This is a genomic window from Nonomuraea sp. NBC_00507, from assembly GCF_036013525.1.
Taxonomy (GTDB): domain Bacteria; phylum Actinomycetota; class Actinomycetes; order Streptosporangiales; family Streptosporangiaceae; genus Nonomuraea.
This window is the reverse complement of the sequence record NZ_CP107853.1, coordinates 1,486,858-1,511,189: the sequence shown is the minus strand read 5'-3', so window position 1 is coordinate 1,511,189 and position 24,332 is coordinate 1,486,858. Positions and strand designations below refer to the sequence as shown.

At 66.2% G+C, this 24,332-nt stretch carries 19 protein-coding genes and 5 pseudogenes; 12 read left to right on the top strand and 12 right to left on the bottom strand.

Annotated elements, in window-relative coordinates; translation table 11 throughout:
* Positions 1 to 555 precede the first annotated feature (555 nt).
* Together OHA25_RS07725 and OHA25_RS07720 are read left to right on the top strand one after the other, a co-directional pair.
* Positions 556 to 1,641, top strand: coding sequence for a tyrosine-type recombinase/integrase (locus OHA25_RS07725; RefSeq protein ID WP_327586892.1), 1,086 nt, complete (start codon positions 556 to 558; stop codon positions 1,639 to 1,641).
* On the top strand, positions 1,638 to 2,174 hold the full coding sequence (locus OHA25_RS07720; RefSeq protein WP_327586891.1) for a hypothetical protein: 537 nt from the start codon (positions 1,638 to 1,640) through the stop codon (positions 2,172 to 2,174). The genes OHA25_RS07725 and OHA25_RS07720 overlap by 4 nt, the downstream gene beginning before the upstream one ends.
* 96 nt (positions 2,175 to 2,270) lie before the next feature.
* On the opposite strand, the gene OHA25_RS07715 is transcribed toward OHA25_RS07720, so the two are convergent.
* From OHA25_RS07715 to OHA25_RS07700, 4 genes are all read right to left on the bottom strand, one after another.
* Positions 2,271 to 3,086: an ExeA family protein gene (locus OHA25_RS07715; protein ID WP_327586890.1), complete on the bottom strand. Its 816-nt coding sequence runs from the start codon at positions 3,084 to 3,086 to the stop codon at positions 2,271 to 2,273.
* Between the two features lie 185 nt (positions 3,087 to 3,271).
* Complete coding sequence (locus OHA25_RS07710) at positions 3,272 to 4,702, bottom strand: DDE-type integrase/transposase/recombinase (protein WP_327586889.1); 1,431 nt, start codon at positions 4,700 to 4,702, stop codon at positions 3,272 to 3,274.
* A gap of 55 nt (positions 4,703 to 4,757) precedes the next feature.
* Complete coding sequence (locus OHA25_RS07705; protein ID WP_327586888.1) at positions 4,758 to 5,393, bottom strand: helix-turn-helix domain-containing protein; 636 nt, start codon at positions 5,391 to 5,393, stop codon at positions 4,758 to 4,760.
* A gap of 241 nt (positions 5,394 to 5,634) precedes the next feature.
* Positions 5,635 to 6,603, bottom strand: coding sequence for a copper transporter (locus OHA25_RS07700; protein ID WP_327586887.1), 969 nt, complete (start codon positions 6,601 to 6,603; stop codon positions 5,635 to 5,637).
* A 495-nt stretch (positions 6,604 to 7,098) separates the two neighbouring features.
* Here OHA25_RS07700 and OHA25_RS07695 point away from each other — a divergent pair, with 495 nt between their 5' ends.
* Positions 7,099 to 8,994 carry a site-specific integrase gene (locus OHA25_RS07695; protein ID WP_327586886.1) on the top strand — a complete coding sequence of 632 codons (1,896 nt, stop codon included), beginning with the start codon at positions 7,099 to 7,101 and terminating at the stop codon, positions 8,992 to 8,994.
* A gap of 1 nt (position 8,995) precedes the next feature.
* Here OHA25_RS07695 and OHA25_RS07690 read toward each other — a convergent pair whose 3' ends face one another.
* Positions 8,996 to 9,481, bottom strand: coding sequence for an ISAs1 family transposase (locus tag OHA25_RS07690; RefSeq protein WP_327590944.1), 486 nt, complete (start codon positions 9,479 to 9,481; stop codon positions 8,996 to 8,998).
* Positions 9,482 to 9,731: 250 nt separating this feature from the next.
* On the opposite strand from OHA25_RS07690, the gene OHA25_RS07685 reads away from it, so the two are divergent.
* The 3 genes from OHA25_RS07685 to OHA25_RS07675 are packed head-to-tail and all read left to right on the top strand — an operon-like array spanning position 9,732 to position 12,744.
* Complete coding sequence (locus OHA25_RS07685; protein WP_327586885.1) at positions 9,732 to 10,823, top strand: tyrosine-type recombinase/integrase; 1,092 nt, start codon at positions 9,732 to 9,734, stop codon at positions 10,821 to 10,823.
* On the top strand, positions 10,820 to 11,758 hold the full coding sequence (locus tag OHA25_RS07680; RefSeq protein WP_327586884.1) for a tyrosine-type recombinase/integrase: 939 nt from the start codon (positions 10,820 to 10,822) through the stop codon (positions 11,756 to 11,758). Before OHA25_RS07685 ends, OHA25_RS07680 begins: the two co-directional genes overlap by 4 nt.
* On the top strand, positions 11,755 to 12,744 hold the full coding sequence (locus tag OHA25_RS07675; protein WP_327586883.1) for a tyrosine-type recombinase/integrase: 990 nt from the start codon (positions 11,755 to 11,757) through the stop codon (positions 12,742 to 12,744). Before OHA25_RS07680 ends, OHA25_RS07675 begins: the two co-directional genes overlap by 4 nt.
* Here the strand turns inward: OHA25_RS07675 and OHA25_RS07670 are convergent.
* The 3 genes and pseudogenes from OHA25_RS07670 to OHA25_RS07660 all read right to left on the bottom strand — a co-directional run.
* Entirely contained in the window at positions 12,719 to 13,447 is a 729-nt protein-coding gene (locus OHA25_RS07670) for an ISAs1 family transposase (RefSeq protein ID WP_327586882.1), read from the bottom strand. The two genes, OHA25_RS07675 and OHA25_RS07670, sit on opposite strands and share 26 nt — an antisense overlap.
* 241 nt (positions 13,448 to 13,688) lie before the next feature.
* Positions 13,689 to 14,453 carry a hypothetical protein gene (locus OHA25_RS07665; protein ID WP_327586881.1) on the bottom strand — a complete coding sequence of 255 codons (765 nt, stop codon included), beginning with the start codon at positions 14,451 to 14,453 and terminating at the stop codon, positions 13,689 to 13,691.
* Between the two features lie 340 nt (positions 14,454 to 14,793).
* Positions 14,794 to 14,975: pseudogene (locus OHA25_RS07660) on the bottom strand (transposase family protein); the annotation flags it as partial.
* 687 nt (positions 14,976 to 15,662) lie between these two features.
* Between OHA25_RS07660 and OHA25_RS07655 the strand changes: the two are divergent.
* From OHA25_RS07655 to OHA25_RS61170, 6 genes and pseudogenes are all read left to right on the top strand, one after another.
* A pseudogene (locus tag OHA25_RS07655) lies at positions 15,663 to 16,298 on the top strand (transposase); the annotation flags it as partial.
* Positions 16,299 to 16,317: 19 nt separating this feature from the next.
* Positions 16,318 to 16,611, top strand: a complete 294-nt coding sequence (locus tag OHA25_RS61180; RefSeq protein ID WP_442942173.1) for a transposase — start codon at positions 16,318 to 16,320, stop codon at positions 16,609 to 16,611.
* Positions 16,526 to 16,822, top strand: coding sequence for a transposase (locus tag OHA25_RS07650; RefSeq protein ID WP_327586879.1), 297 nt, complete (start codon positions 16,526 to 16,528; stop codon positions 16,820 to 16,822). The genes OHA25_RS61180 and OHA25_RS07650 overlap by 86 nt, the downstream gene beginning before the upstream one ends.
* Before the next feature lie 53 nt (positions 16,823 to 16,875).
* Positions 16,876 to 17,115, top strand: a pseudogene (locus OHA25_RS61175) (IS3 family transposase); the annotation flags it as partial.
* Entirely contained in the window at positions 17,001 to 17,795 is a 795-nt protein-coding gene (locus tag OHA25_RS07645) for an IS3 family transposase (RefSeq protein ID WP_442942171.1), read from the top strand. The pseudogene OHA25_RS61175 and the gene OHA25_RS07645, both read left to right, overlap by 115 nt.
* A gap of 1,614 nt (positions 17,796 to 19,409) precedes the next feature.
* Positions 19,410 to 19,858, top strand: a pseudogene (locus OHA25_RS61170) (transposase); the annotation flags it as partial.
* Between the two features lie 68 nt (positions 19,859 to 19,926).
* On the opposite strand, the gene OHA25_RS07640 reads toward OHA25_RS61170, so the two are convergent.
* The 4 genes and pseudogenes from OHA25_RS07640 to OHA25_RS07630 all read right to left on the bottom strand — a co-directional run bounded on the left by OHA25_RS07640 (position 19,927) and on the right by OHA25_RS07630 (position 24,311).
* Positions 19,927 to 20,298 (bottom strand): hypothetical protein, encoded by a 372-nt coding sequence (locus OHA25_RS07640; RefSeq protein ID WP_327586877.1) that lies wholly within the window; start codon positions 20,296 to 20,298, stop codon positions 19,927 to 19,929.
* Between the two features lie 280 nt (positions 20,299 to 20,578).
* Positions 20,579 to 22,150: an alpha/beta fold hydrolase gene (locus OHA25_RS07635; RefSeq protein ID WP_327586876.1), complete on the bottom strand. Its 1,572-nt coding sequence runs from the start codon at positions 22,148 to 22,150 to the stop codon at positions 20,579 to 20,581.
* Positions 22,151 to 22,682: 532 nt separating this feature from the next.
* Positions 22,683 to 22,907, bottom strand: a pseudogene (locus OHA25_RS61165) (transposase); the annotation flags it as partial.
* Between the two features lie 405 nt (positions 22,908 to 23,312).
* Entirely contained in the window at positions 23,313 to 24,311 is a 999-nt protein-coding gene (locus OHA25_RS07630; RefSeq protein ID WP_327586875.1) for an alpha/beta fold hydrolase, read from the bottom strand.
* Positions 24,312 to 24,332 lie beyond the last annotated feature (21 nt).

The following is a 24,332-nucleotide window of genomic DNA, read 5'->3' as shown; positions in this document are numbered from 1 at the left end:
AGGCTGGCCCCGACAACCAACACGAGGCGCTGCCGCGAAGTGATCGACAGCTGGTGGTTGGGAGCGCTCTGCGGTGTCAATCGTCGCCTCCGATGAGTTCGTGGGTCGCCACCTGTTCCCATCCTGACACCGATCATAAGCAGCGCGGACGGGAGCGTCTGCCACCACATCAAGCGAGGCGGCGGCAGCTCGGGCAGGCGAACAGATGGCTTGGGAGAGCACGGGAGAAGGTCCCATGACCCCAGTGCTCCGGCGAAGTGGAGTTTTCTCTTGCTTGTCGATCATGCGAGGTCGAGGACGGTGAGGATGCGGGTGGCATCGCGGGAGATGTGGCGGATGGCTTGGGCGATGTTGTCGGCGCCGTTCAGGCGTAGGGCGCCGATGGCGAGGTTACCTATTGACTGAACTACTGGTGGAGTTTCTGCAGTTCAGGGGATAGATCACGACTTGTCCTGTCAGAGTGGCCAGCCATGATCGAAGAAGAGGGCCCGTCCAGAGATCTGGCCGTGTTGCTGGTGCCTCGGGCTGGTCGGCTGGTGGCCACTGGCGATCGTTATGAGCCTTACCGGATCGTCGGCCCCCGATGGGACGGGTGTGGAGGCGGTGACGGCGTTCTTCCGGGATCTGCTGGCGGCGGGCCGGTCGGAATCCACGGTCCGTTCGTATGGCATGGATCTGCTGCGCTGGTTCCGGTTCATATGGGCGGTCGAGGTCGCCTGGGATCGGGCGACTCGTATCGAGGCTCGGGACTTCAGCCGGTGGTTGCAGGCAAGCCGGGCGGGTGAGGCGTATGCGCCGTCGGTGCGTGCTCACAGCGAGACGGTGCTGCGGGTCTTCTACGATTTCCACCAGGATGTGGGCACGGGTCCGATCGTGAATCCGTTCCCGTTGCATCGGTCGCGGCGTGGCGGGCGGGCGAATGCGCACCACAACCCGATGGAGCCGTTCCGGAACGAACGCAGCGGGCTCTACCGGCCGCGGGTGCCCAGCCGTATCCCGCGCAGTGTGCCGGATGAGCAGTTCAACGAGATCTTCGCGGCGTTGCCATCGCACCGGGACCGCGCGTTGGTCGCCTTCTATGTGTCCACCGGGGCGCGCGCGTCGGAGCTGTTGTCGGCCACGGTGGCGGGGGTCGATCCGGGACGTCAACTGATCACGGTCGTCCGTAAGGGGACCCGCGAGTTGCAGCAGTTGCCTGCTTCCACTGACGCGTTCGTCTGGCTGCGGCTCTATCAGGTGGAGATGTCCGACCTGATTCCCCCGGGTCGGCGTCAGCCGTTGTGGTGGACGTTGCGCCGGCCGATCCGGCCGTTGACCTATCACGCCGTGCACCGCATGTTCGAGCGGGTCAACCAGAAGGCCGGCACCACGGCGACGTTGCATTCGCTGCGGCACACGGCGGCCTACCGGATGGCCGAGGACCCGGCTCTGCCGCTCACCGATGTCCAGCTCGTGCTCGGGCATGCGCAGCTGAGCACCACTCAGATCTACCTGACGCCGCGCAAGGAAGATGTCATCCGGCGGGTGCTGGCCCACCACGCCGAGCAGGTCCGCCAGAGCGAGCAGCGGATCCGGCCCGCGCCCGCACCCGGCTATCGGCCCGAGACGCTCAACATCCTGTTCGGGGGCGGGGCATCGTGAGCACTGACGTTGGCATCGACGCGCCCGCTGCCATCACCGCGACCGCGACGCTGGGACGCGTGGTCGTGGATGCCCGGTTCCCAGCCCGATCGGCGGCGGTGGACTGGCCGGTTACCCACCAGGGTCGTGCCGAGGTGTTCCTGCTGGTGACCGGCCCGCCATTCGTGCTGGACAGCGCAGGCGGCCAACGACAGCGACGCCGGGGTCTGGGGCTCTTGCTGGACTGGCTGGCCGGCCAGCCCGGTGAGACCTGGCAGGAACGATGGCTGGCCAGCGGCGCCGATACCGCCGGTGCCTCCTGGCGGCAAATCCCCGCTCAATGGCTGCGCGAGCAGGGTCAGCACGCCCGAGGGCACGCCGAGTTGCTCGGCTCGGCGTTGACAGTGGCGATCTGCGCCGACATCGTGCGTCCTTCCCTATCCTGGTTCGTGGCCGCCATCATGCGCGGCGGTCACCTCGCTCGGCTCATGGCTCAGGCCGGTGACGTCGAAGGGCTGGCGAGGCTGCGTGTGCGCGGTCACTCAAGATGTTGATGAAAGTGACACCGGCGTTGAGCATGGCCAGATGTGGAACGACCCCACCGAGGGTGCTCGGGCGGGGTCGTGGTGTTCAAGCTGGCGTGGTGATGCTCACTCTGGCGCGGCGGATTCGTTGACGGCGGTGCGGGCGGCGGATTCGTCGACAATGGTCTTGCCGGCGGCGTAGGTGGCCAGCAGGGACAGCCGTCCGAGGTTGTTGACCGAGCGGGGATAGCCGCGGGCGGTTTCGTGGATGAGAGCGATGGCGTCGTCGCTGAAGAGCGGGTCGGAGCGGCCGGCCAGGGTCATGTGGTGCCGGACGTAGTCGGCGGTCTCCTCGATCGTCATCCCGGTCATGTGGTAGCGGACGGAGATGCGCTGGTCGAGGGCGGCCAGCACCCCGAGCTTGATCTTGCGTTTGAGCGTGGGCTGGCCGATCAGCAGCGTGGCGAACGGAGAGGAACTGTCCATGTCGAAGTTCGTCAACATACGCACCGATTCGAGCTGATCGTGGGCCAGCATGTGCGCCTCGTCGATCACGAGCACGGGTGTGCGGCCCCGCTCTGCTTGCTCGGTCGCCAGCATGTCGCTGGCCTGGGGGATCAGGGTGGCCTTCTGGTTCTTGGGGACACCGCCCAGGGCAGTGACGATGGCCGTGTGGATGCCGCGTACTCCGACGTCGGGGTTGCCGAGGTAGATGACGAGGTGCCGGGCCGGGTCGAGACCGAAGATCGCGGCCCTGGTCGCGGCGGTCTTACCGACTCCCACTTCGCCGGTGACCACGCCCAATGCTCGTTCGGCGACGCACCAGGCGATGCGGGCGATGGCTTCGGAGTGGGCTGCATGGCGGTGCAGCATGGCGGGGGCCAGGCCCCGCCCGAACGGGGTCTTCGATAGGCCGAAGTAGCCCTGGAGCTTGTCCATCATGGGAGAGTCGTCGTCACTTTCTCGCCGCCGAGACCGGGCAGAGCGGGCGCTGGAGGGGTCAGGTACTGGGGTCGGCAGGACCGGAGTGCCGGCCTGCGGGGCAGGTCGGTCAAGAGGCTGCGGGCCGGGATCAGGTGCAGGATCGCTGCCGGGGTCGAGGCCGAGCTGGGTGTCGACCTGGCCGGTCATTGCGCGTCATCGCCCGGGTGTTCTTCGTCAACATCGTGACCGCTGCCCTGGTCAGAGGCCTGCTGAGCAGGGTCGATCAGGGCGGCGTAGTTGATGCCGGTGGCCACCTGCTGGTCGTGGCTGGTCTCCAGCAGCCGCAGGTAGTCGATGCCGGTCGATGCCGGCTCGGGAGCCGCGGGCATCTCGGGTTTGGCCTTGGGGTGGGCGTTGCGGGTGATGGCCTGCGGGATCGCCATCCCCTGCGGCCTGCCGTTCCAGCGGACCTCCACCATGTTCAGATCAAACGGGTCGAAGACCAGCTCAACGGTGCGGCCAATCAAGGACGCGTCGACCTCGTAGAAGTTGGAGAACAGCTGAACCGTGCTGGTCTTGCGGACCTGCCGGCGTTCGCTCCACTTGAACGCCTCGGTCAGCGCCGCCGGGGTCGGGGTCGGGAACGGCGCGTCCGCGCAACCGGCCATCCAGCGCTGCAGGGGTGTCTGACCGGTCTCGGAGTGGATCCGCCGGTGATAGGCGGTCTCCACCCAGGCCGTGAACAGCCGGTTCAGCTCGGTCAGGCTGGTGACCTTCGTCCCCGACGTCTCCCCGTCACCAGCGATCTCGACCAGGAACTGGCGCCTGACCTCGCCGAACCACCGCTCGATCTTCCCCCGGCCTTCCGGCCGGCCCGGCGCCGAATGCGCGATCTTGATGCCGAGGCGGGCCGCGGCTCGCTTCACCGCGGCATCGACCATCGCGCTGCCGTTATCGAAGTAGATCATCTGCGGGACGCCGCGCGCCGCGAGCGCCGGGCGAAGCGCGGCGGCCAGGCGGACGGTGTCTTCGAAATAGCCCCACCGATGACCGACGACCAGGCGGCTGTGGTCGTCGATGAACGCGAAGAGAAACGTCTTTCGACCTGCGATTTTGGGGCCGTGTAGCGCATCCCCGGTCCAAAGATCATTTGGGTGGTCGGCCTCGAACCGGCCGAACGCGCGCGGGGCCTGGCCGTCCGGGCGGGTGTTGAGCTCGAGCCGGTCGAAGTGCCGGATCAGCGTCCGCGCCGACGGCGACCAGCCCGAGGTGGACCGCAAGATCCGCACGATCTGCGCCGCGGTCCGCTCCGGCTTCTCCCGCTTCAACGCCGCCGCCAGGTTCAGCACCTGCTCCGGCGTGCGCGGCGTCACGTTACGCGGATGCGGGACCAGCGCCTCGAACCCGCCCTCCCGCCAATCGCGGATCCACCGATCGATCGTCCCCCGCGACACCAGCATCGGCTCCCCGAACGGGCCCTCGCGCGTGCTGTCGGCCAGCGCCCGCACCAGCCGGCCCCGCTGCCTGGTCGTCAGCTCCGGATCAGCGGCCTCCCGGATGAGCTGATATCGCCACAGCCCCACCTTCTGGGCGCGCTCGGCTCGCCGACGCGCTTCCTCATCGGCCTTCGACACCCTCGCACCACTCCTCGATGATCGACAACAAAGATCACCGGGAATCGTGCCGCGCTCACATCATCGCTCCCAAGAGCGCACTCGTGTTGATCAACTCGCCTCGCCCGGGCGGCGCCAGCAGACGGCCGCCGGTCGCCGCGCAGGCCACCAGCCATGGGGACAACGCGTTGACGAAGAAGCCCTTGGCGAAGCGCCGCCCCACGGCCATGGACAAGGCGACGACGGCGGCCACCGCGTCGGCGAACGCGGTCGGCGCCGCCGCGGGAAGGACCAGTTGCGTGCTGCCCGCCACCCGCACCAGCACCGTGGTGAAGGCGGCCCGCACCCGCCCGGCCGACGCGGCGAAGCGTCGCAGCCAGCCTCGAACCGTCGACGGCGGACGGCCCAGGTCGGCGGCGATCCGGCGATGCCCTGTGCCACGGGCCTTCGCCTCCAATGCGGCCCCGATCACCTCGACCCCGTCAGCTCGCCGCAGCAACCCCGTGACCGGCAGCAACACGTGCGTCCGCGCGCACGAGCCGCATCGCGTCCGCCGCGGCCTGATCTCGATCAGCGCCTCGCCCATACTCCGCAGCCGGCGCCGACGCCCGAAGCCCCACCCGGTCAGCACGCCAGCGCACGACGGGCACGTGATCTCACCTGCTCGTAATCGCCGCTCGACCTCAGCCGCGTCGACCTCTACCGTGATCAAGGTGCCTCCGGGCACGCACGCACGGCCCTTCCGAGCTCGCTGCCAATCGATACCGGGAGGGCCGTTGCCATGTGACTCACGTCACTCAGAACACGGTCACCGTGACGGCCGGCCTCCCCGACGATCAACCAGGACGATCCGATTGATCTCCTACCGTCACCAACCCGCAGCCTTCACCCGGGATCTCAATGCTCGTGTCACATCCCGATCGTTGATCTCGATTCGGTGATGGTGCAATCCCTTACCGGTGAGGCGATGGGGTCGATGCCTTCGAGGGCGTCGTGAGCGGGAATGACGAAGCTCCGGGGCCCGTGCCGTAATGGCCGGCCCGTCCGGTCAGCTGCTCTCGCAGGGCGTAGACGACCGTGATACGCCCCAACGGGGTATCGGCGGTGTCGACGGTAGTGATGTGCTTGATGGTCTCGTTCTTGTCGCGCAAGGCAGCGATGAGGCCGCCAGGGAGGGTGGCGGTGTTGCCGCCAGCGAGTACGGTGCCTCGGCTCGCTGCGTCGAGCCTGGCTGCCAGCGAGACGAGTGCGCTGGCCTGCGCCTCGGCGTGCTCGCCTTCGTACGGATCCTCGGGAGGGATCATGACGGCGATCGTCGCGCGTTTGCCCGGCTCCCGGTCGATGCTGAGCAGTCCAGCCCGCTCGAACTCGTCGAGCACTGTGGGGTTTTCCTTGTTGAGAGTTCCCGCTTGAGCGGGGTCGTTGGTCATGAGCGCGGCGCCGAGCAGCATGGCAGCCTTCTCATAGGGGGTGGCTGCGGTATCGGTGGGCATGTCGACCGGCATGAGTCTGTTGACCAGCATGCCGAGCTGGTCGAGACGCTGTTGGTCAACGTACGCGTCCTTGAGCGTGACCTGGCCGGCGTAGTCGGCGCCGGCCTGTATGAGCGTGTCCAGGATCGCCTCGCGCTCGGCGGGGTTCGCATCCGGCGCCTCCATGAGTAGGACCCGCTCACCCCTGAGCAACTCGGCTACTCGCTCTGGCGTCGCGGCGGCGATGAACGCGTCATTCTCCGCTTGGAGGCGCTCCAGCGCTTTGATCTGAGTGCGCAGTTCCTCCTTCGTCGTGGCCAGCTGTGCCGTGAGGTCCTGGGTCGTCTTGAGTGCCGGTTCCTGGAGCAGTGAGGTGCCGAGCACGATGCCCACCGTCAGCGCAAGGAAGATCGAGACGATGGAGGCGATGTGATACCGGAAATCGATCAATCCGAGGAATCCGATCGGCAAGTGGCAGCGAGTTGGGCCATCAAGGCAGAGCGGCCGGAGGGTTTCGTCATGTCTTGCGAGCCTATAGAAATGGGATCATCCCGACTTGTTGAACGCCAGGATTTCTCACGCCCCCACGGTGACGGGAACGGCAACCGTGTCCCGGTCGATCCGGTCGGCAACCGTCCACCACACCTCGCACCGTCGGGCATAGCACACCCCTGGAATACGCCTCGGGGACATGCGGCCCTGAGCGCCATGAGCAACCCAAAGCCCAAGCCACCCGACTGAAACCATGATCACGAGTTCAGACGCGGGCGGTCGTGCTCACGATGGCGTCGCACACGAAACCGGACACGCCCAACCCACCCCTCGGTCACTGATCAACACCATCAGCGACCGACAACCCCACTACGTCCTCATGCAGCGTGGCGCGGAACACTGCGGGACCTGTGCGATCGCGACCCCCACCTTTCCTCCACGGCCGCGGGCCATGTGCTGCACCGCGCCGCCATCATCATCGCGGCCAAGGGCGGCGCGGTTGCCGACATCACCATCGGTGACGTCCTGGAATTGATGGACACTGAGATGACCGTTCATCAACGGCCCATGGTGGACGGCACCGCCTTCTATCGGGTGCTTCGCCAGATGGGCGTCTTCGGCGCTGGAGTTCCCGACCGATTGCGGGAACTGCGCAGTGCGGGGCAGCGAACACCCGAAGAACTGATCGACCGTTACCACCTGGCCTGTCGTCCGATCCGCGACCTGCTCGTGGACTATCTGCGCGAACGCCAGCCAGCGATCGACTACAGCACCTTGCGGACCCTGTCGGCCGACCTGGCGAACCGGTTCTGGAAAGACCTGGAACGCCATCACCCTGGGATCGACAGTCTGAACCTGCCCGCCGAGGTCGCCCAGGCGTGGAAGCAACGCCTGCGCACCCGGCAAAAGACGATCCCCACGGACACGGGCGACAAGACGATCGTCACCGTCGACCGGATCGGCTATCGCCCTTGCCTGACGCCGGTCCGGGCCTTCTATCTGGATCTGGCCCAATGGGCGATCGAAGACCCCGGCCGCTGGGGCAGGTGGGTTGCTCCGTGTCCGATCGGCGCAGAGGAGATCAACCAGCGCAAGGCCGCCCGGCAGCGCAAATCGCGAATGGACGCCCGCACCCGTGAACGGCTTCCTGTCCTGCCGGTGCTCGTGCGCACCGTCGACGAGCGACGCAAGAACGCCGAATCACTGCTGCAGACAGCCCGCCGGACCCGGCCCGGGGACACCTTCACCGCAGCCGGCCAGACCCTGACCCGATCGATCATCGCGCGCCCCGTCACGGACAAGGTCTGGGTGGATGATCCACTCACCGGGAAACGTCGCGACCTGGGCATGGAGGAAGATCTGGCGTTCTGGGCATGGGCCGCGGTGGAGATCCTCAGGGCCACCGGTGTCCGCATCGAGGAGCTGACCGAACTCTCCCATCACAGCCTGGTCCAATACCGGCTGCCCACCACCGGCGAACTCGTGCCGTTGCTGCAGATCGCTCCGTCCAAGACCGATACCGAACGACTCCTGCTGGTCAGCCCGGAATTGGCCGAGGTGCTGTCCACCATCATCCGCCGCGTCCGGGACGACACCGGGGCGATCCCCATCATCCCCGCATACGACCGCCGCGAATGTGTGTGGCTGGCCGCCTCACCGTGGCTGTTCCAGCGCAGATACGGCGTCGAAAACCGCCGCATCTGTGACGGCGCCATCCGCAACATGCTCAACGCCGCTCTCGCCCACACCGGCCTGATTGATCCCGCAGACGGGCAACCACTGCACTACACCCCGCACGACTTCCGCCGGATCTTCATCACCGATGCCATCATGAGCGGGCTGCCCCCGCACATCGCGCAGATCATCGCCGGTCACCGCGACATCAACGTCACCCTCGGCTACAAGGCGATCTACCCCGACGAAGCGATCCAAGCCCACCTGGCGTTCCTGGCCCGGCGGCGGGCGCTGCGCCCCACCGAGGAATACCGCGTCCCCACTGACGATGAATGGCAAGAATTCCTCGGCCATTTCGAACGCCGAAAAGTCTCCACCGGCACCTGCGGCCGCGCGTTCGCCACCCCCTGCATCCACGAACACGCCTGCATCCGCTGCCCGATGCTCTGGCCCGATCCAAGACAACGACCACGCCTGGAAGAGATCCGGGACAATCTCACCGACCGCATCGCAGAAGCCGAACGCGAAGGCTGGCTCGGCGAAGCCGAAGGACTCAAGATCAGCCTCGTCGGCGCCGAAGACAAACTCGCCCAACTGAATCGCCGATCATCCGCCATCGACCTCGGCATGCCAGCCAGTGCGCCGAAGAGCCAAGCGAATCATGATCATATTTAGTTCAGAGAATGCGCAGGGTGGCCATGGCGCGGGGCGCGTTGCCGGTACGGACCTGGCTGTGGTCTTCGGCGTACGTGACGTCGCGGACGTAATGCAGTCGGTTCTCGATGTTCCAGTGGCCGCGGATCCATGCGGCCAGGTCGGCGGGAGGGGCCTGCCAGGCGGGCAGATCGGTGATCGCGTAGACGGTCACAGTCCGCCATCTGCCCACTCTGCCGTCCCTTACCTGGCGTTTGATCTGCATCGCCTGGACGGCGTGAGGGAATAGCAGTCCGGTGGTGACGGTGACGACTTTGAGGGTGCGGCGTTCCTCACGTCCGTGCCCGCGGTCGCGTTCGCGGTGCAGTACGAGGATCTGTTTCCAGGACAACCGCTTGACCTGCGCGTACAAGCTGGGCTGGTTCTTCTTGACCATCAAGACGTAGTGCGCGCGTTTTGCTCGATGAGGAAAGTGGCGTGCTCGCGCTGGGTGTGCAGGGCGTCTTATGAGGACCTACGGGTTATGCCGACCTCCTGCTGGTTTTCCTGAGTGGCCAGCAGTATCCAGACGATGAGGTCGGCATAACAGGCTCTCGATCATGTTTCTGCCTCTCCTAACACGTGGAGAGGGGAGGAACATGAGAGATCCAGCACTGGTCCAGGTTCTGGGACCACTGGCGGCGTTCCGGGCAGGCTTCAGCGACGAGTTGGAGCTGGTCGGTTACTCACGGGAAGTCCGGGTCGTCCATCTTCGGCTGATGGCGGGTCTCAGCCGGTGGCTGGGAGAACGCGGCATGGACTGTTCGGCGGTGCGTACGCCGCTGCTGAAGGAGTTCGTCGCTGATCGCCGGGCCGGCGGGTGTCGCGATGGGCTGTCACTACGGGCGCTGCGACCGCTGACGGAGTATCTGCAGAAGATCGGGATCGCGCCGTTGCCCGGGCGGGAGCAGGCGCTCGGGCCGGTGGAGTCGTTCCTGGCCGAGTACGCGGTCTATCTCGCTCGAGAACGCGGACTGGTCTCAGCCACCATCCAGCGTGAAGCGGACTTGATCCGTCCGTTCCTGACCGGACGGATCCGCGACGGGCGCCTCAATCTGGAGACACTGACTGCCGTCGATGTGACTGCGTTCATCCTGGCCTGCGGGCAGAACGTCGCACCGGCGACGGTGCAACGCACGGCTACGGCGCTTCGATCGCTGCTGCGATTCCTGCATCTGCGCGGAGTGACTGGCTCCTCACTGGTGGGAGCCGTGCCTACGGCCGCCAACTGGAAGCTGTCCGGGCTTCCCAAGTACCTCACCAGTGAGCAGGTCACTCGGCTACTCGCCTCGTGCGACCTGACCACCCCGGTCGGGCGGCGCGATCGGGCGATGTTGTTGATGCTGACCAGGTTGGGGCTGCGGGCCGGTGAGGTGGCCACTCTGCGCCTGAACGACATCGACTGGCGGCGGGGCGAGATCGTGGTGCGCGGCAAGGGAAACCGGCACGACCGTCTGCCGCTCCCAGTCGATGTCGGAGAGGCGGTGGTGGCCTACCTGAGCGCAGGTCGCCCGGCTCCGGCGAAAACCCGGGCGGTATTCGTCGGGATTCGTGCCCCGCACCGGCCCTTGACTCGTGGCGCGGTCACGCAGGCGGTGGCTCGCGCTTCCCGCCGCTGCGGCATGGGGACCATCTTCGCGCACCGACTGCGTCACACCGCGGCGACCAGCATGCTCCATGCCGGGGCGTCGCTGGAAGAGATCGGCCAGGTACTGCGTCATCAGCACGCGATCACCACCGCGCAATACGCCAAGGTCGACTACGAGGGACTCCGTGCGCTGGCTCGTCCCTGGCCCGGGGAGAGCACGTGAGCGACCACGTGAGCCGATTGCATCAGCGACTGGAGGAGTACCTGGCCATCCGCCGGGCCATGGGGTTCAAGATGGAGCGGCACGCCAAGCTGCTACGGCAGTTCCTGGAGTATCTCGCGGCGAGCCAAGCCACGACCGTTACCGTCGACCATGCTCTGGCCTGGGCGGCCTTGCCGAGCTCAGCGCGCCCGCGCTGGTGGGCGATGCGCCTGTCGATGGTCCGCGGTTTCGCGGCCCACCTGCATGCGATCGATCCAGCACATCAGATACCGCCCCGCGGGTTAATCCCCAGCGGCCACCGACACGTCGTTCCTTACCTCTATACCGATCACGAGATCGCCGCTTTGGCGCGGGCAGCCGGACAGTTGCCCGTCCCGTTCCCCGCCGCGACCTATCAGACCTTGATCCGGCTGCTGGCCGTCACCGGCATGCGCATCGGAGAAGCCATCCGGCTCGACCGCGAGGACTTCGACGCCACGCTCGGCGTGTTGTCGGTGCGCGACACCAAGTTCGGGAAGACCCGGCAGCTGCCGCTTCACCCGACGACTACCGCTGGGCTGCGGGACTACCTGCGGCTATGTGACCAGGTCATACCCTGCCCGCGATCATCTGCCCTGTTGCTGTCCACCCGGGGCTGCCGGTTGCGTTACAACCGGGTCTGGGAGATCTTCCACGCGCTGGTGATCCGCGCCGGGTTGAGGTCGCGGTCATCGGGATGCACCCCGCGCATTCACGACCTGAGACACACGTTCGCGGTCACCACCCTGCTGGAGTGGTATCGGACCGGGGCCGATGTTCCGGCGATGCTGCCGCGCCTGTCGACCTATCTCGGCCATACCGATCCCAAGCACACCTACTGGTATCTGTCCGCCGCTCCGGAGTTGCTCGCTCTCGCGGCCGACCGCCTCGAGACGCACCAGGAAGATCCCCGATGAGTACTCTGGCATCCACCGTGCAGGCGTTCTTCACCGATTACCTGACCCGGCAGCGCAGCGCCAGCGCGCACACCATCGCCGCCTACCGGGACGCGCTCAAGCTCTTACTGGCCTTTGCCGCTGAGCAGACCGGCAAGCAGCCCTCCGATCTTGAGATCATCGATCTGGATGCGCCGATGGCCGGCGCGTTTCTTGAGCACCTTGAGCACGACCGCGGCAACGGTGTCCGGACCCGCAACGCCCGACTGGCCGCGATCCACGCCCTGTTCCGCTTCGCGGCCCTGCGCCACCTCGACCACGCGGCCGTAATCCAGCGAGTACTGGCGATCCCGCCCAAGCGCTTCGACCACCGGCTGGTCACCTACCTCACCGAGCCCGAGATCACCGCGCTGCTCGCCGCACCAGACACCACCACCTGGACCGGACGCCGTGATCACGCCATGCTCGTTTTGGCCCTGCAGACCGGGCTGCGAGTCTCCGAGCTCACCGCGCTCACCCGAGCCGACATCCGCCTGGGAACCGGCGCTCACGTCACCTGCCACGGCAAGGGACGAAAACAACGCATCACCCCGCTGACCTCCACCACCACAACCGTGCTCCGCGCCTGGCTCGCCGAACGCCCCCAAGCCCCCGCCGACCCGCTCTTCCCCAGTCGGCATGGCACCGCGATGAGCCGCGACGCGGTGGAACGTCGACTGGCCCAGTACGCCGGACTCGCCGGGCGCACGCAGCCGACCCTGAACCAGAAGAAGATCTCACCCCACGTGCTGCGGCACACCGCCGCCATGCGGCTGCTCGCGGCTGGCGTCGACAGCACCGTCATCGCCCTATGGCTGGGCCACGAGAGCGTCGCCACCACCCAGATCTACATCCACGCCGACCTCGCGCTCAAGGAAAAGGCACTCGCCCGCACAGCGCCGTTGGATACCGCTCCCGGCCGCTTCCGTCCCTCCGACACCGTCATGGCCTTCCTGGAAGGGTTGTGATTATGCCGATCTCGCCGTCCACGACAACGGTTCCAGGCACCTCCCCGGACAGCGAGGTCGGCATAACCCGCAGGTCCTCATAAGACGCCTTATGCCGACTTCGGCATAAGGCATCGGCGGTGACCACGTGATCGGCCAGGTCGAGAGGCTCCAGCAAGGGCTGGAAGCGGGTGATCTCGTTGGTCTTGCCATCTACGTCGGTCTGCGCGAGGACCAGGCCGCTGCCGTGGCCGAAGGCGGCCAGCAGATGGACCGGCTCACCGCCGCGGTTGCGTGTGCCGCGCAGTGCCTTGCCGTCGACGGCCACGGCTCGGCGACGCGCACGAGCCGGGCCGTCGGTGAAGGTGCCGTCGGTGAAGGCGCCAGCCGTGGCGGCTCGCCCGGCCAGCCAGGAGCAGACCGCCTGATCCAGGGCGTCGGTGTCGATCTGCTCGAACAGACGTCGCACGGTTGACTCGTCCGGCGGCTGCCATGCCCGGCTCAGCGGATCCCGCCGAACCCCGAGGACGGCCATCACCTGGGCGGGGGCATCGGCGATCCATTCACCGATCGCGGTGAACGAGCGCGCACCGGCCAGCACAGCAGCCGCGGCACCGGCCAATAACGACGCCAGTGCGTGTCGGACACCACGCGGATCACGGGGGTCGCGAAGTCGCTGGAAGCACTCCAGCAGGCTGAGGCAGTCGGCAGAGGAGGCGGCCACCAGCCCACGCTCGGCCAGTTGGCCAAGGGCAGCACTGATCGGCGATGATGAGGGGACAGGCACGGTCTTCTCTGGAGATCATTAGGCGTCGAGACCCTCATGATCTCGAAGGTCGTGCCTGTTCTCGTCCTCAGACGAGTCTTGACCCTCTTACACCCCTGGAACAGTCACTCCACGAAACGGACACTCAGGCTGTTACCGATACTTCGCCGTGGCCCTGCTCTACAGGTGCTGAGCTACATCACGTGTTGGAAGACCATAGCGGCTTCCCCGCTGCGCTGTAGACCACCGCGTTGCCATCGTCTTGAATCTGCAGGAAGGCGCCAGGGTTGGAGGAGGTCTTCGTGCACCACAGCGGCTTCTCATCTCGGGTATGGACACAGAAGTTGCCGTCGTTCTGCATCACGGCGAACGCGCCCGCGTTGCCAGCGGTCTTGCTACTCCATAGCGCGGTGTTCTTGTGCTGCATGACCAGGTTGCCGTCGTTCTGCATGAGCAGGATGTACTGACGCTTGGCAGAGCGTATGTACTCGCCCGGCTCCAGCATCCGGTTTGAGGTCAGCCTGGCGAAGTTCGCCCTGCGTTCCCACAGCGGGTCCCCGTCCTTGCTGTAGAGGACCAGATTGCCGTCGTTCTGGACGGTGAGCGACGCACCCGGAGCGGTCGCCGTCCCCGTGGACCACAACGCCTTCCTTCCGGCGCTCACGACCACGAGATTGCCGTCATATTGCATCACTGCGGTGGCACCCCTGTTGCCACTTGTTCCGGTGGACCAGAGCCCCTTCTTGGCGCTGTTGTAGAAGGCCAGGTTGCCGTCGGCCTGCATGGCCAGCAGGTACTGCCCGTTGGGCGAGCGCCGGGTCTGACCCGCCTTGAGGGTCTCCCCCGGCCGGAGATGGCTGTCCACCGTAACCTGTACGGATGCGGCGGATGCGGCGGAGGCCAGGACAGGTGCGGGTGCCAAGGCGGTGAAGGCTCCGAGCGCGAGCATGACAATGTTCTTCAACGGAACTCCGATTCAGGTTGAACTGTAAGACGCGGGCCGTCCGGCCTCGCTGCCCGGACGAGTTCGCCTGCCCGGGTGAATTCGCAAAGAAGGGCGGCCCCGCGCGGCCAGAAGTCTGGCAGTTCGCTCTGTCGTTTCCCTGTCGCGCTGCTGACGTGATCGGAGGCTGGCCATTGATGGCTCCTGCGGGATCGGCTTGTCGCGGCCAACCCTGTCGGTGAGGTGTCGTGCGGGTCGGTCACCCGAAGCACGGAGCCCGTGGCGGCGAGTCGGTCGATCAGGCCTTTATCGGCCAGGGTGACCAGCCGACCGCCTGTAGGCGGCACACGATGCCCCAGATCCGGGGGGCTTTGAGGTCGTATACCGAGCCTGGTAGGGAGCCGGAGATCCACAAGAGTGTGCCATCAGGAGCGGCCAGGACACCTGGATGTTCATACCGTACTTCTTGTGCTTGATGGAATAGTACGGCCGGTCGGCGGCCACCCGATCGATGGGGATGAGCGTGCCGTCCAGCACGAGATACGGGTAGCCAGGGCGCTTGGCCGCGCGTATCACCGCATACTCGCCTTATGAGAACACCTGCCGGGCTCCACACGATGGCTCTTCGAAACTTGATCGGGGTTTGAGGGTGCACCGGGCTCCAGGGGGCTCGAGGGAGTTCGTGGCTCTCGGTGATCCTTCTTGTTGTTGAGATAGGAAGATCACGTCAGAGAAGCCGCGAGCTTGTCAACGATACGGCGCTGCTGCTCGGCCGGGATGGGATGAGTGTCGCGAAGGTCGTCGCCGCAGGTGACGGAGTGCAGGACGGGCCGGTGGTGCACCTGGCCACCGCGGATGAACGGGCCAGATGTGGCCCGCAGTGCGGAGTTGCCGCGGTGCGGATGAAGGAATGGGTGAGCACCCGCCCGCGGACCTGCCGGGCGGCGGGCGGCGGTGTGCGTTGCGCTGGCGCAAGCGTCGCTGGTGCTGTGACCAGGCGTCCTGCCCGCGTCAGACGTTCACCGAACAGGCGCCGCAGATCCCGGCACGCTCCCGGCTGACCCGGCGATTACGCCAAGCCGCCGGCACCGTCGTGGGAGATGGCGGGCCGACGGTGATCCCATCGGCCCAGGATCACGAGATGTCCTGGCCGATCGTCTCGGCGCTTTCACCGCGCACGCCGCCGGGCGCCGCCCGCCCAGCCCGAGCCGGTCGCCGTTCCGAGCATCGATGAAGGCCCGCCGCGGCCGGCCGCGGCGGATGCTGGAAGAGGCCACCGGCACGTGGACGACGGCGCTGAAGCGCCGGCACACCGGGTTCGTCGATCTGTCCGGCGAACAGGGCCTGCTCGGCCAGGTCGAAGGCCGCACCATCGCCGCCGTCACCAGCTGGCTCAACCAGCGTGACCCGGCCTGGCGGGCGCGGGGGAACTTCGTCGCGATCGATACGTGCACCATCTTCAAAGCCGCCGTACGCGCCGCGTTACCGCGAACCACGCTGGTGGCCCATCACTTTCACCTCGTGCACCTGGCCAACACCGCGCTCACCGTCCAGATCTGCGGCCGACGCGGACGCACAGGCAACCGGGAATGGGAACTGCGCAACCGGTTCACCCGCTCCGCAGCCCGGATGCACGGCTCTCAACCGGATCCGATGATCGATGACCTGCAAGCCCTGCCCGCACGGCTGGGCCGGCCGATCCCGACCGCGTGCAACGCCAAGAAAGACCTGCTGGACCTGCTGGACCTGCTCGCCCTGGCCCGCACCCACCCCGACCGCACGCTCATCACCGACCGGCTGTCCCGCTTCCACGACCGCTGCGCCACCTGCGGCCTGCCCCCACTCCGCCGCCCGGCCACCACCATCAAAAATCTGATGGCCCGAAATTCTCGCCTTCCTCCACACCGGCATCACCAACACCGGCTCCGAAGGCACCAACCACGTCATCAAGATCACCGCCCGCGACGCCCACGGCTTCCGCAACCCCGAAAACCAACGCCTACGCACCCGCTGCACCACCACCCACGCGGCCGCGGAAACCCCGACTGGGTTTCCCCTCGTATCGTTGAGGCATCGCCTTAAGAGGAGGGGCGATGGCAGAGACACGACGGAGGTTCGATCCGGATTTCCGGGACGGTGCGGTCCGGATCGTGGAGGAGACCGGCAAGTCGATCGCTGAGGTGGCTCGTGATCTGGGGATGAACCCGGGAACGCTGGCCAACTGGGTGAACATGGCTCGCAAGCGGAATGCGCTGGGGAACGGCGGGCTGGATGCCGATGAGCGGGCCGAGCTGGCGCGGCTGCGCAAGGAGAACGCCGAGCTGCGGATGGAGCGTGATGTGCTCAAACGCAGCGTCGTCCTCTGGGTCAAGGAAGCGACGCAGCGGTAGCCCTGGCCCGCTTCATCGCCGCCCAGAGGAGTGATCACCGCATCCCCTATGCGGTGTCATGCCGGGCGGTGGGCGTCTCGCCCGCCTGGCTGTATAAGTGGCTGGGACGTGCTCGCGATGGCCCCAGTACGCGGGAACGTCGGCGGTTACGCCTGGTCGAGGCGGTGATCTCGATGTTCTGGCGGCGCAAGGGCGCCGACGGCTCGCCCCGGATCGCCGAGCATCTGCGCCGGGAAGGCTGGCGGATCTCCGACAACACGGTCGCGAAGATCATGCGCGAGCATGGGCTGGCCGCCCGCCCGGGCAGCAAGCGCAAGAGCACCACCCGCCCAGGCTCGGGCCGCTGGCACGCCGGCGACCGGCTGCGGCGCGACTTTCGGCGACCGCGGCCAACCGGCGCTGGGTCGGGGACGGCACCGAGATCCCCACCGGCCAGGGCCCGCTGCAACTGGCGGCGGTCTCGGACCTGTTCTCCCGCCGCATCGTGGGCTACGCCATCAGCGAGCATCACGACGCCGCGCTGGCGCTGGGCGCGTTGCAGATGGCCGTGGCCGTGCGGGGCGGGGACGTGGCGGGGGTGGTCATGCACACCGACCGGGGCAGCGAGTACACCGCGGGCCTGTTCCGGCAGGCCTGCCGGCGGCTGGGAGTTGAGCAGTCGATGGGCCGCACCGGATCGGCGCTGGACAACGCGCCCGCCGAAGCGCTGTTTTCCTCGATGGAGTTCGAGCTGCTGCGCCTGGCCGGACCGTTCGACACGCACCGGCAGGCCCGCGCCGCGGTGGCCGCCTGGGTTGAGGACTTCAATCATGAGCGGTTGCATACCGCCAACGGTCTGCGCCCGCCGGTGGAGTTCGAGCAGCTGGACGTGGCTGAGCAGGACAAGATCCGCGCCCGGATCGCTGAGAAGAAGCAGGCTCGCCGCAAGCGCAGGGCCGCTGCGCGGCAGAAGGACAAGAAGGAGGCGGCATGAGCCGCCGCGCTCTTCCCTTGCCGGGTGCGGGCTGGGGGATACGCCGCGCAGCATACCGGGGCCCGCTCTCTCCGGCCTCAAGGGTCGCTTCGCGATCGGCCTACGGCGACGGCCTGCGGCCGCCCTTGACCCCGGAGCCTCTGCGACCCGGTGGGCAGGAGAAGCGGGCAGGACAAGGCCTGCCCATCGCGAGGACGCGCGGCGCACGAGCAAGATCCTAAAGACCGAAGATGATCAACCAGAGCCTCTACGGTTCGAGGGGATTGCCACCGACCCCACCTAACTCCGAAGAGCCCACATGATTCGGTGGCGCGTCATGGCCTGCGTTAGAAGTTGCACATGTCGATGATCTGCGGCGGAGGATTGCACTGCGAATATTTATATCCGGCGACGTGCACAATATAATAGCTGGGAAAGCCATGGGCGGACCCCGGCGGCGCCTGGTCGCTTATTGATAAAAGGCTGGCGGTTTCGCGAACGTCTGTGTCCCAGTAGGAGTCTCCTACCCATCTCACCTTAAAGTCCTCTTCTCGAGGCCCAGGCGAGGGGACGAGCTTCTCGCATGTGTTCACAGTGTGCCCGACGCTGAAGGGTCCGACCGTGACATTCAGCGGGATCTGGCCGCAAGTCCCTGGCGGGTATTGCGTGGATCTGGGGTTCCAATCGTGGACGTTTAACCGCCAACTATCGGGAAGTCCTGGCCTTCTTTGGGTCCCGGAATAGCATTCGTCTACTTCCCAGAAATCTGGGCCGCCTTTCTTAGCCGAGCATGTTGCCCACGTTTTGGTGACCCAGTACCGTTTGGGATTTCCGGGATAGGTCGTGAAACCTTGTTGATGACACCATCTCATCTGCCCGACCCCATCCTCATCAGAGAAGAATTGAGAGCACCAGGCGGGATAAGGCCAGGTGACGCCTTCCTGCATTGTGGAGCCCGTGGCCGGGGTCAACTGCTTTACGTCACGCGAGTCGGAAGGCGCGGACATGGCGACGTGTGTGGAGCCATCGGATTCGGTTGTCACCTTCACCGCCACTTCGGGCCCCTTAGGTTTGACGAGCCTTCCAGCCGGCGTCATTTGTACGTCATAGTCTCTGGGGTCGATGCTTACACCCCAACGGGACTTCACATCTCTAGCGAGATCTTGAATCAGTACGGCATCCGTTTGCGCTAGCGGAGGTTCCGCAACAGCGAGCGATGCAGAAGCGAGTCCTGGTAAGATTGTTATGGCTAATAGGGTGACAGCAAGTTCCCCAAGAATGCAGCGTTTCATGCTCATCCTAAGTTTGGCGATTGCTCAGCGATGGTTCGGAGGTCGATCGCCGACGGCTTTAGACGCAACCAGGTCTTGATCGGGGTCAGCAGTTCCACTTGAAGTGGACCGCGACGGATTGTTCTAGGTATCATATTTTGCCACACAGGGGCACTCTAGCAAAGGACCCTTTCGCCTCGCTGTCGTGTCAATGTCGCCGGCTGCTCGCGTCATGTTCACAGGTCCATGGGCGTCGGCGGGACCATTTAGTAGCACTTTGTTAGTTTGGGATTGTGTGAGACGGTCCTCGCATGACTCCGGCGGGGCTGGCTGATGTCCGAGGCCAGAAGATTTCGCGGGTGAGGTGTTCGGCTCCCTCGCACGTCGGGAGCAGCGGTCCAACGGCGAGGTTGTACCTGCGGCGACTGATGCTGGACGGGCGGCGTAAGTCGATGGTGCCGATGGCCGAGCGGCTGGGGGTGGATCCCCAACGGTTGCAGCAGTTCGTTACCTCCTCTACCTGGGATCACCTGGCGGTTCGCAGGCGCCTGGCGCAGCGTGCCGTCGATGTAGTGGCGCCCGGGTGGGCGTGCTGGAAGACACCGCGGGCATCTGAAGGACGATGATGCCTCCCCAGGGGTGGCCCGGCAGTACACTGGGACCGCGGGGAATGTGACCAACTGCCAGATCGCGGTCAGCGTGCACGTGGTCACCGATGCCTGCTTGGCCGCGTTGAACTGGCGGCTCTTCCTGCCGCAACGCTGGGACGACGCGCTGGCCGAGAGGACGTCTCGGTCTCAATGCTCCCTTCCGTTTGCGCTCGGTCACGCGGCCATCCCAGCACATCCGTGCACATCCGAGCCCACCGACCGGCAACAACGCTACAAATCCATCCGATCACACAGCGACATCACCGACATGGACTCGCGAACCGCACTCTCAAAGCTGAACGGGAATAGTCTAATCTGCCACGCGGCCAGCACAGCCACGATCAGGGCGATTGCGAACAGACCGGCTTGTATGAATTTTCCGGCCAGCATGGAAATCAAGGTCCCGGCTAGAGGGATGCCAATTCCTACTATGTACATAGCGACCCCTAAGACCATGGCGAGTGGCATATTGTCAGGTTCAGTTTCTCCGACTCCCAGGCCGAAGGTGACGGTGAATATGAATAAGAACGGCGTGCCCAACACCCACACGGTGGCGAGCACGGACAACATCTCTCCTGCTGAACGTCGATCATTGCGGGCCATAATTTATATTGTCCCTTGCTGGCTATGAAAGAGTTATTGATCTGCGTGGACACCTGTACGCTTCGGCGCCCAATGGGATGATGCCCTCCACCCGGATCGAGTTGTTGGGCCGCCGCGGAGAGATTGATGTTCACTATGAGATGGGCCGTTACCGAACGAAACCGTGAGCACTTTCGTCCTGGGTAACGGCCCTCTTCGACGAGCTGCAGGAGCGGGATCGCCTGCACGATCGCGGTCGTTTGATGTAACCGCTGACCGTCGTAGAGACCCGCAGCTCAGCTCAGCCGCGCGTCGCCGGCCTAGCAGGAGACGCTGCCCAGTGGTTTGAGCTGGACGGCCACGGCTGCGGCTGCTGCTGCATGGTCTCGGCAGTTGTGCCCACGGCGCAGCGCGTGCCGGGCGGAGGCGTCTTTAACGAGATCAGGTACTCGTCGATGATGTCCGTCTGGCACTTGTCCTTGCCGTAGATGCGATGCCCCCAGCCCTCGTACGTGAGCAGCACCGCCTTCGATCCGAGCTGCCGGGCCGCGTTGGCGGACCATGTGTACGGAGTGGCAGGGTCGTGCAGCGAGTTCCCGAGCAGGATCGGGGCGTCGCCCGTGTACTTCAACCGGTGCGGCGGGTTAGTCGTCGTCGAGTTGAGGCAGATCGGCATGTCGTCGATCGGGTACGGGTGGTACCGCACGTCGGGCGCCAGGCTGTTGGAGACGCGCATGAGAGCGGCGTACTCCGTGTAGTTCCGCACCCGGAGGTTGTAGTCCTGACACAGGATCCGCGTCGGCAGCTCGGCCACGTCGCCCTCCACCGGCCCCCGGCCCGGCAACGGCGGCACCCACGACGGCTCAGGGCCGCCACTCAGCCAGTTGATGACCTCGCTCAGCGTGCGCCAGTCGGGCCCCTCGGTGCCGAGCGCGGCGTTGTAGATGACTTGCAGCTCTGTCATCGGCTTGTCTGGGGCGGTCGGGTAGTACAGCTCCCCGCGCCGCGCCTTGGCCAGCAGGTCTTTCCACATCGCGCGGACATCACGCCCGTGCAGGACGCAGCTCTCGTCGGCCTCGCACCAGCCCGCGAACTCGTCGAACGCGTCCTCGACAGCGACCGCCTCAGTGGCCAGGAAGCCCGCGACGCCGAGGCTGTGGTCCATGTTGCTGTCGAGCGCGAGGGCCCGGATACGGTTCGGGAACTGCTCGGCGTACATCTGGCCGATCAGGGTTCCGTACGAGATGCCGTAGTAGGTGAGCTTCTCTTCGCCGAGGGCGGCGCGCAGGGCGTCCACGTCGCGGGCGACGTTGCGCGAGTCGACGTGGTCATACAGGGGGCCGGTACGCTCCCGGCAGTCCTTGTGCAGCTTTTTTGTGAAGGCGTCCCAGGCTTCGAAGTCGACCTGGCTCTTCATGACGGTGTGCGGCATCTGGTTGTACACCGACGCCGTGCAGATCACAGGGTGGCTGCGGCCCACGCCACGGGGGTCGAATCCGACGATGTCGAACCGCTTCTGGAGTTCCTCGGTGTAGGAGTCGGGTGCACCGTACACGGCCTCCACACCCGATCCGCCCGGGCCGCCCGGGTTGATCACCAGCGACCCAACACGGGCCGCCGGGTCGGTGGCCTTGCGCCGGGCGATGGCTAGGTCGATGGTCTCGCCCTCCGGCCTGGACCAGTCGATCGGGACGGTCAGCTTGCCGCACTCGGCGCTGGGCTCCTCCTCGCAGGGCGCCCAGGTGATGATGCTCTGCCCCGTGGGCGTCGTGGCGCCGGTTTCCGTCTCGGTCGCCGCGCCGGCCGCTGGAACGGGTAAGATCGCCGCCAGCGCCAGGAAGGCGGCGGTGAGCAATGATGTCCTTCTTCGCACGTTGCTCCAATCATGGCCTGACAGGGTCCATGACATAGTTGATCTTGATGGCCTTGGTTGGCGACGCGTCCTAAGCGTGGCCACGACCTCATGCGGCTTCTGACGGCGCACTGACAGCCGTATCGATGTGCAACTTTCGGACGTGCTGGGTAGCGGTGTTTCGCGCGTAGAGGGTCAGGGCCGCGAACGACTCTGACCCCTGGCATGTGCCGGAAGCCGGATCAGCTCGCAAGGTCCATCGCGGCCTGCACCAGCTGACCATTTCATTGGCAGCTCACCACGCGAGAGACGAGCAACGCCTCGTCGGCCCGGCTGAGAGCCGCTGTGCACAAAACCGTCTCCACGCTTCAGAGAATTGACACTCTCTCGCTCGTTACCCATGGCCTTGCGAGCAAGGAAAGCCTACGACGACTTCCTGTCGTTGCCCTGTCTGCGATCTGTCCCGGTCACCCACTACTCCTGCCATAGCGGCTGGCCGACAGCAGCGACGACGTCCCAATGATGGGCCCATCCACCGAAAGAGGAAGAGGGATCAAGGCCGTGTCCGCGGCCATGTACGCACCTGACCATTGACAGGCCGCCGCCCACTGGTCCCCCATGCTTGAGCTTCAGCCCAGCGAGTCTGTGCCTTGCGCTTGCGGGCCATGTTCACCCAGTTGGCCAGCGTCCCGGGATTGATTCCCAGGTCCCGGGCCACCTGCGCGATCGGCTTGCCGGTCTCCTCGACGATCCGGACATTGCCGTCCCGGAAGTCGGGATCGAACCTTCGTCATGTCTCTGCCATCGCCCGGTCCTCCTCTTAGGCGATGTCTCAACGACACAAGGGGAAACCCAAGTTTGATCTGAGCGTCTTCGAGGATCTTTTCCAGCCGCTGTTTCTCCCGGGTTCGGTCCTGGACCAGGGCGGAGCGTTATGCCGAGGGTCGGGTTAGGGACTGTACGGTTTTCTGGACAGGCCCCGTCCCACCTACCTCCGCGTAGTACGACCTGCCGGTGCACGGAACCGTTGGACGGCGCCGCGCGCACGCTGTTCGCGATGTGGCAGGCGTACGCGCTGGGCCAGGGCGTCACGCGGGTGTTGTGGTTGTTCTTCGTCGTCGAGGTGGCGCTCGGGTCGTCCAGCTTGCGCCCTGGTGGCGGAGCCGCCCGGCGAGGTCCATACCTAGGGCTCACTCCGTACGTGGATCGCGGTGAAGGCTAGGAGGGACGTGGCGGTCCGCGGCGGATCCTCGAGCATGGGTGAGTGCCCGACCCCGGACAGCAGCTCGACCCGCGCTCCCGGAACGGCGCGGTAGTCGGCGGCCGCGGAGGATCGCCATCTCCGGTCCTCCGCGCCGAAGATCACCAACAGCGGCCTGCCGAGGGCCGCCAGCCGCTCGGGGAGCGCGCCCTGTCGCAGGTAGTCGTCGGCAGCCTGGGAGGTCGCGGTGAGCGAGTGGTAGGTCGTGGCGCGTACGTCGTCGACGAGCTGCTGCGGGATCGTGTAGCCGTGGCGGCTGACGGCCGTGTCCAGACCCTGCCGAAGGATCTTATCGGTCCGGAACCGCCACAGCAGCTGCCCGATGCCGGGAAGGAACAAGAGCTGGCCGACGAACCCGTCCGAGATGAACGCGTCCGTACGGGGCCCGGAGTTGACGAGTGCGAGCGCGGTCACCAGGTCGCCCCGTTGCTCGGCGAGGGCGGTGGCGACCGAGCCGCCGGTGGAATGGCCCACCACGACGGCCTGCCGCACGCCGAGCCGGTCCAGCGCCTGGCCGACCCGGCGTCCCTGTTCCGGGATCGTATAGCCCCCGCCGGCCGGCTTCGCGGATCGGCCGTGCCCGAGCAGGTCGACCTGGATGACCCGGTAGGTCTTCGCTAGCGCCGGCACCAGCGCGTCCCACCAGCGGCTCGACCCGGCGAGCCCGTGGATCAGCACGAGTGCCGGCGCGTCGCGGGGGCCGTCCTGGCTGACGTGGATGCTCCCGCCGTCAAGAGGCAGGATCTGGTTTCCCGTGGCCTCGGCGTCCTGGCGTGACACCACGACCGCGTTCGTCACGAGCAGCCCAACGACGGTGAGGAGGACGGCCGAGGCGATGAGGCGGCGCCGGCGGCGGCGTCCCGCGCGGCTCACGTCCGGACTGGTCTCATCCACCTGCTTGTGCGCTGAGGAAGAAGTCATGGGCCCACAGTCGCCGTTCGT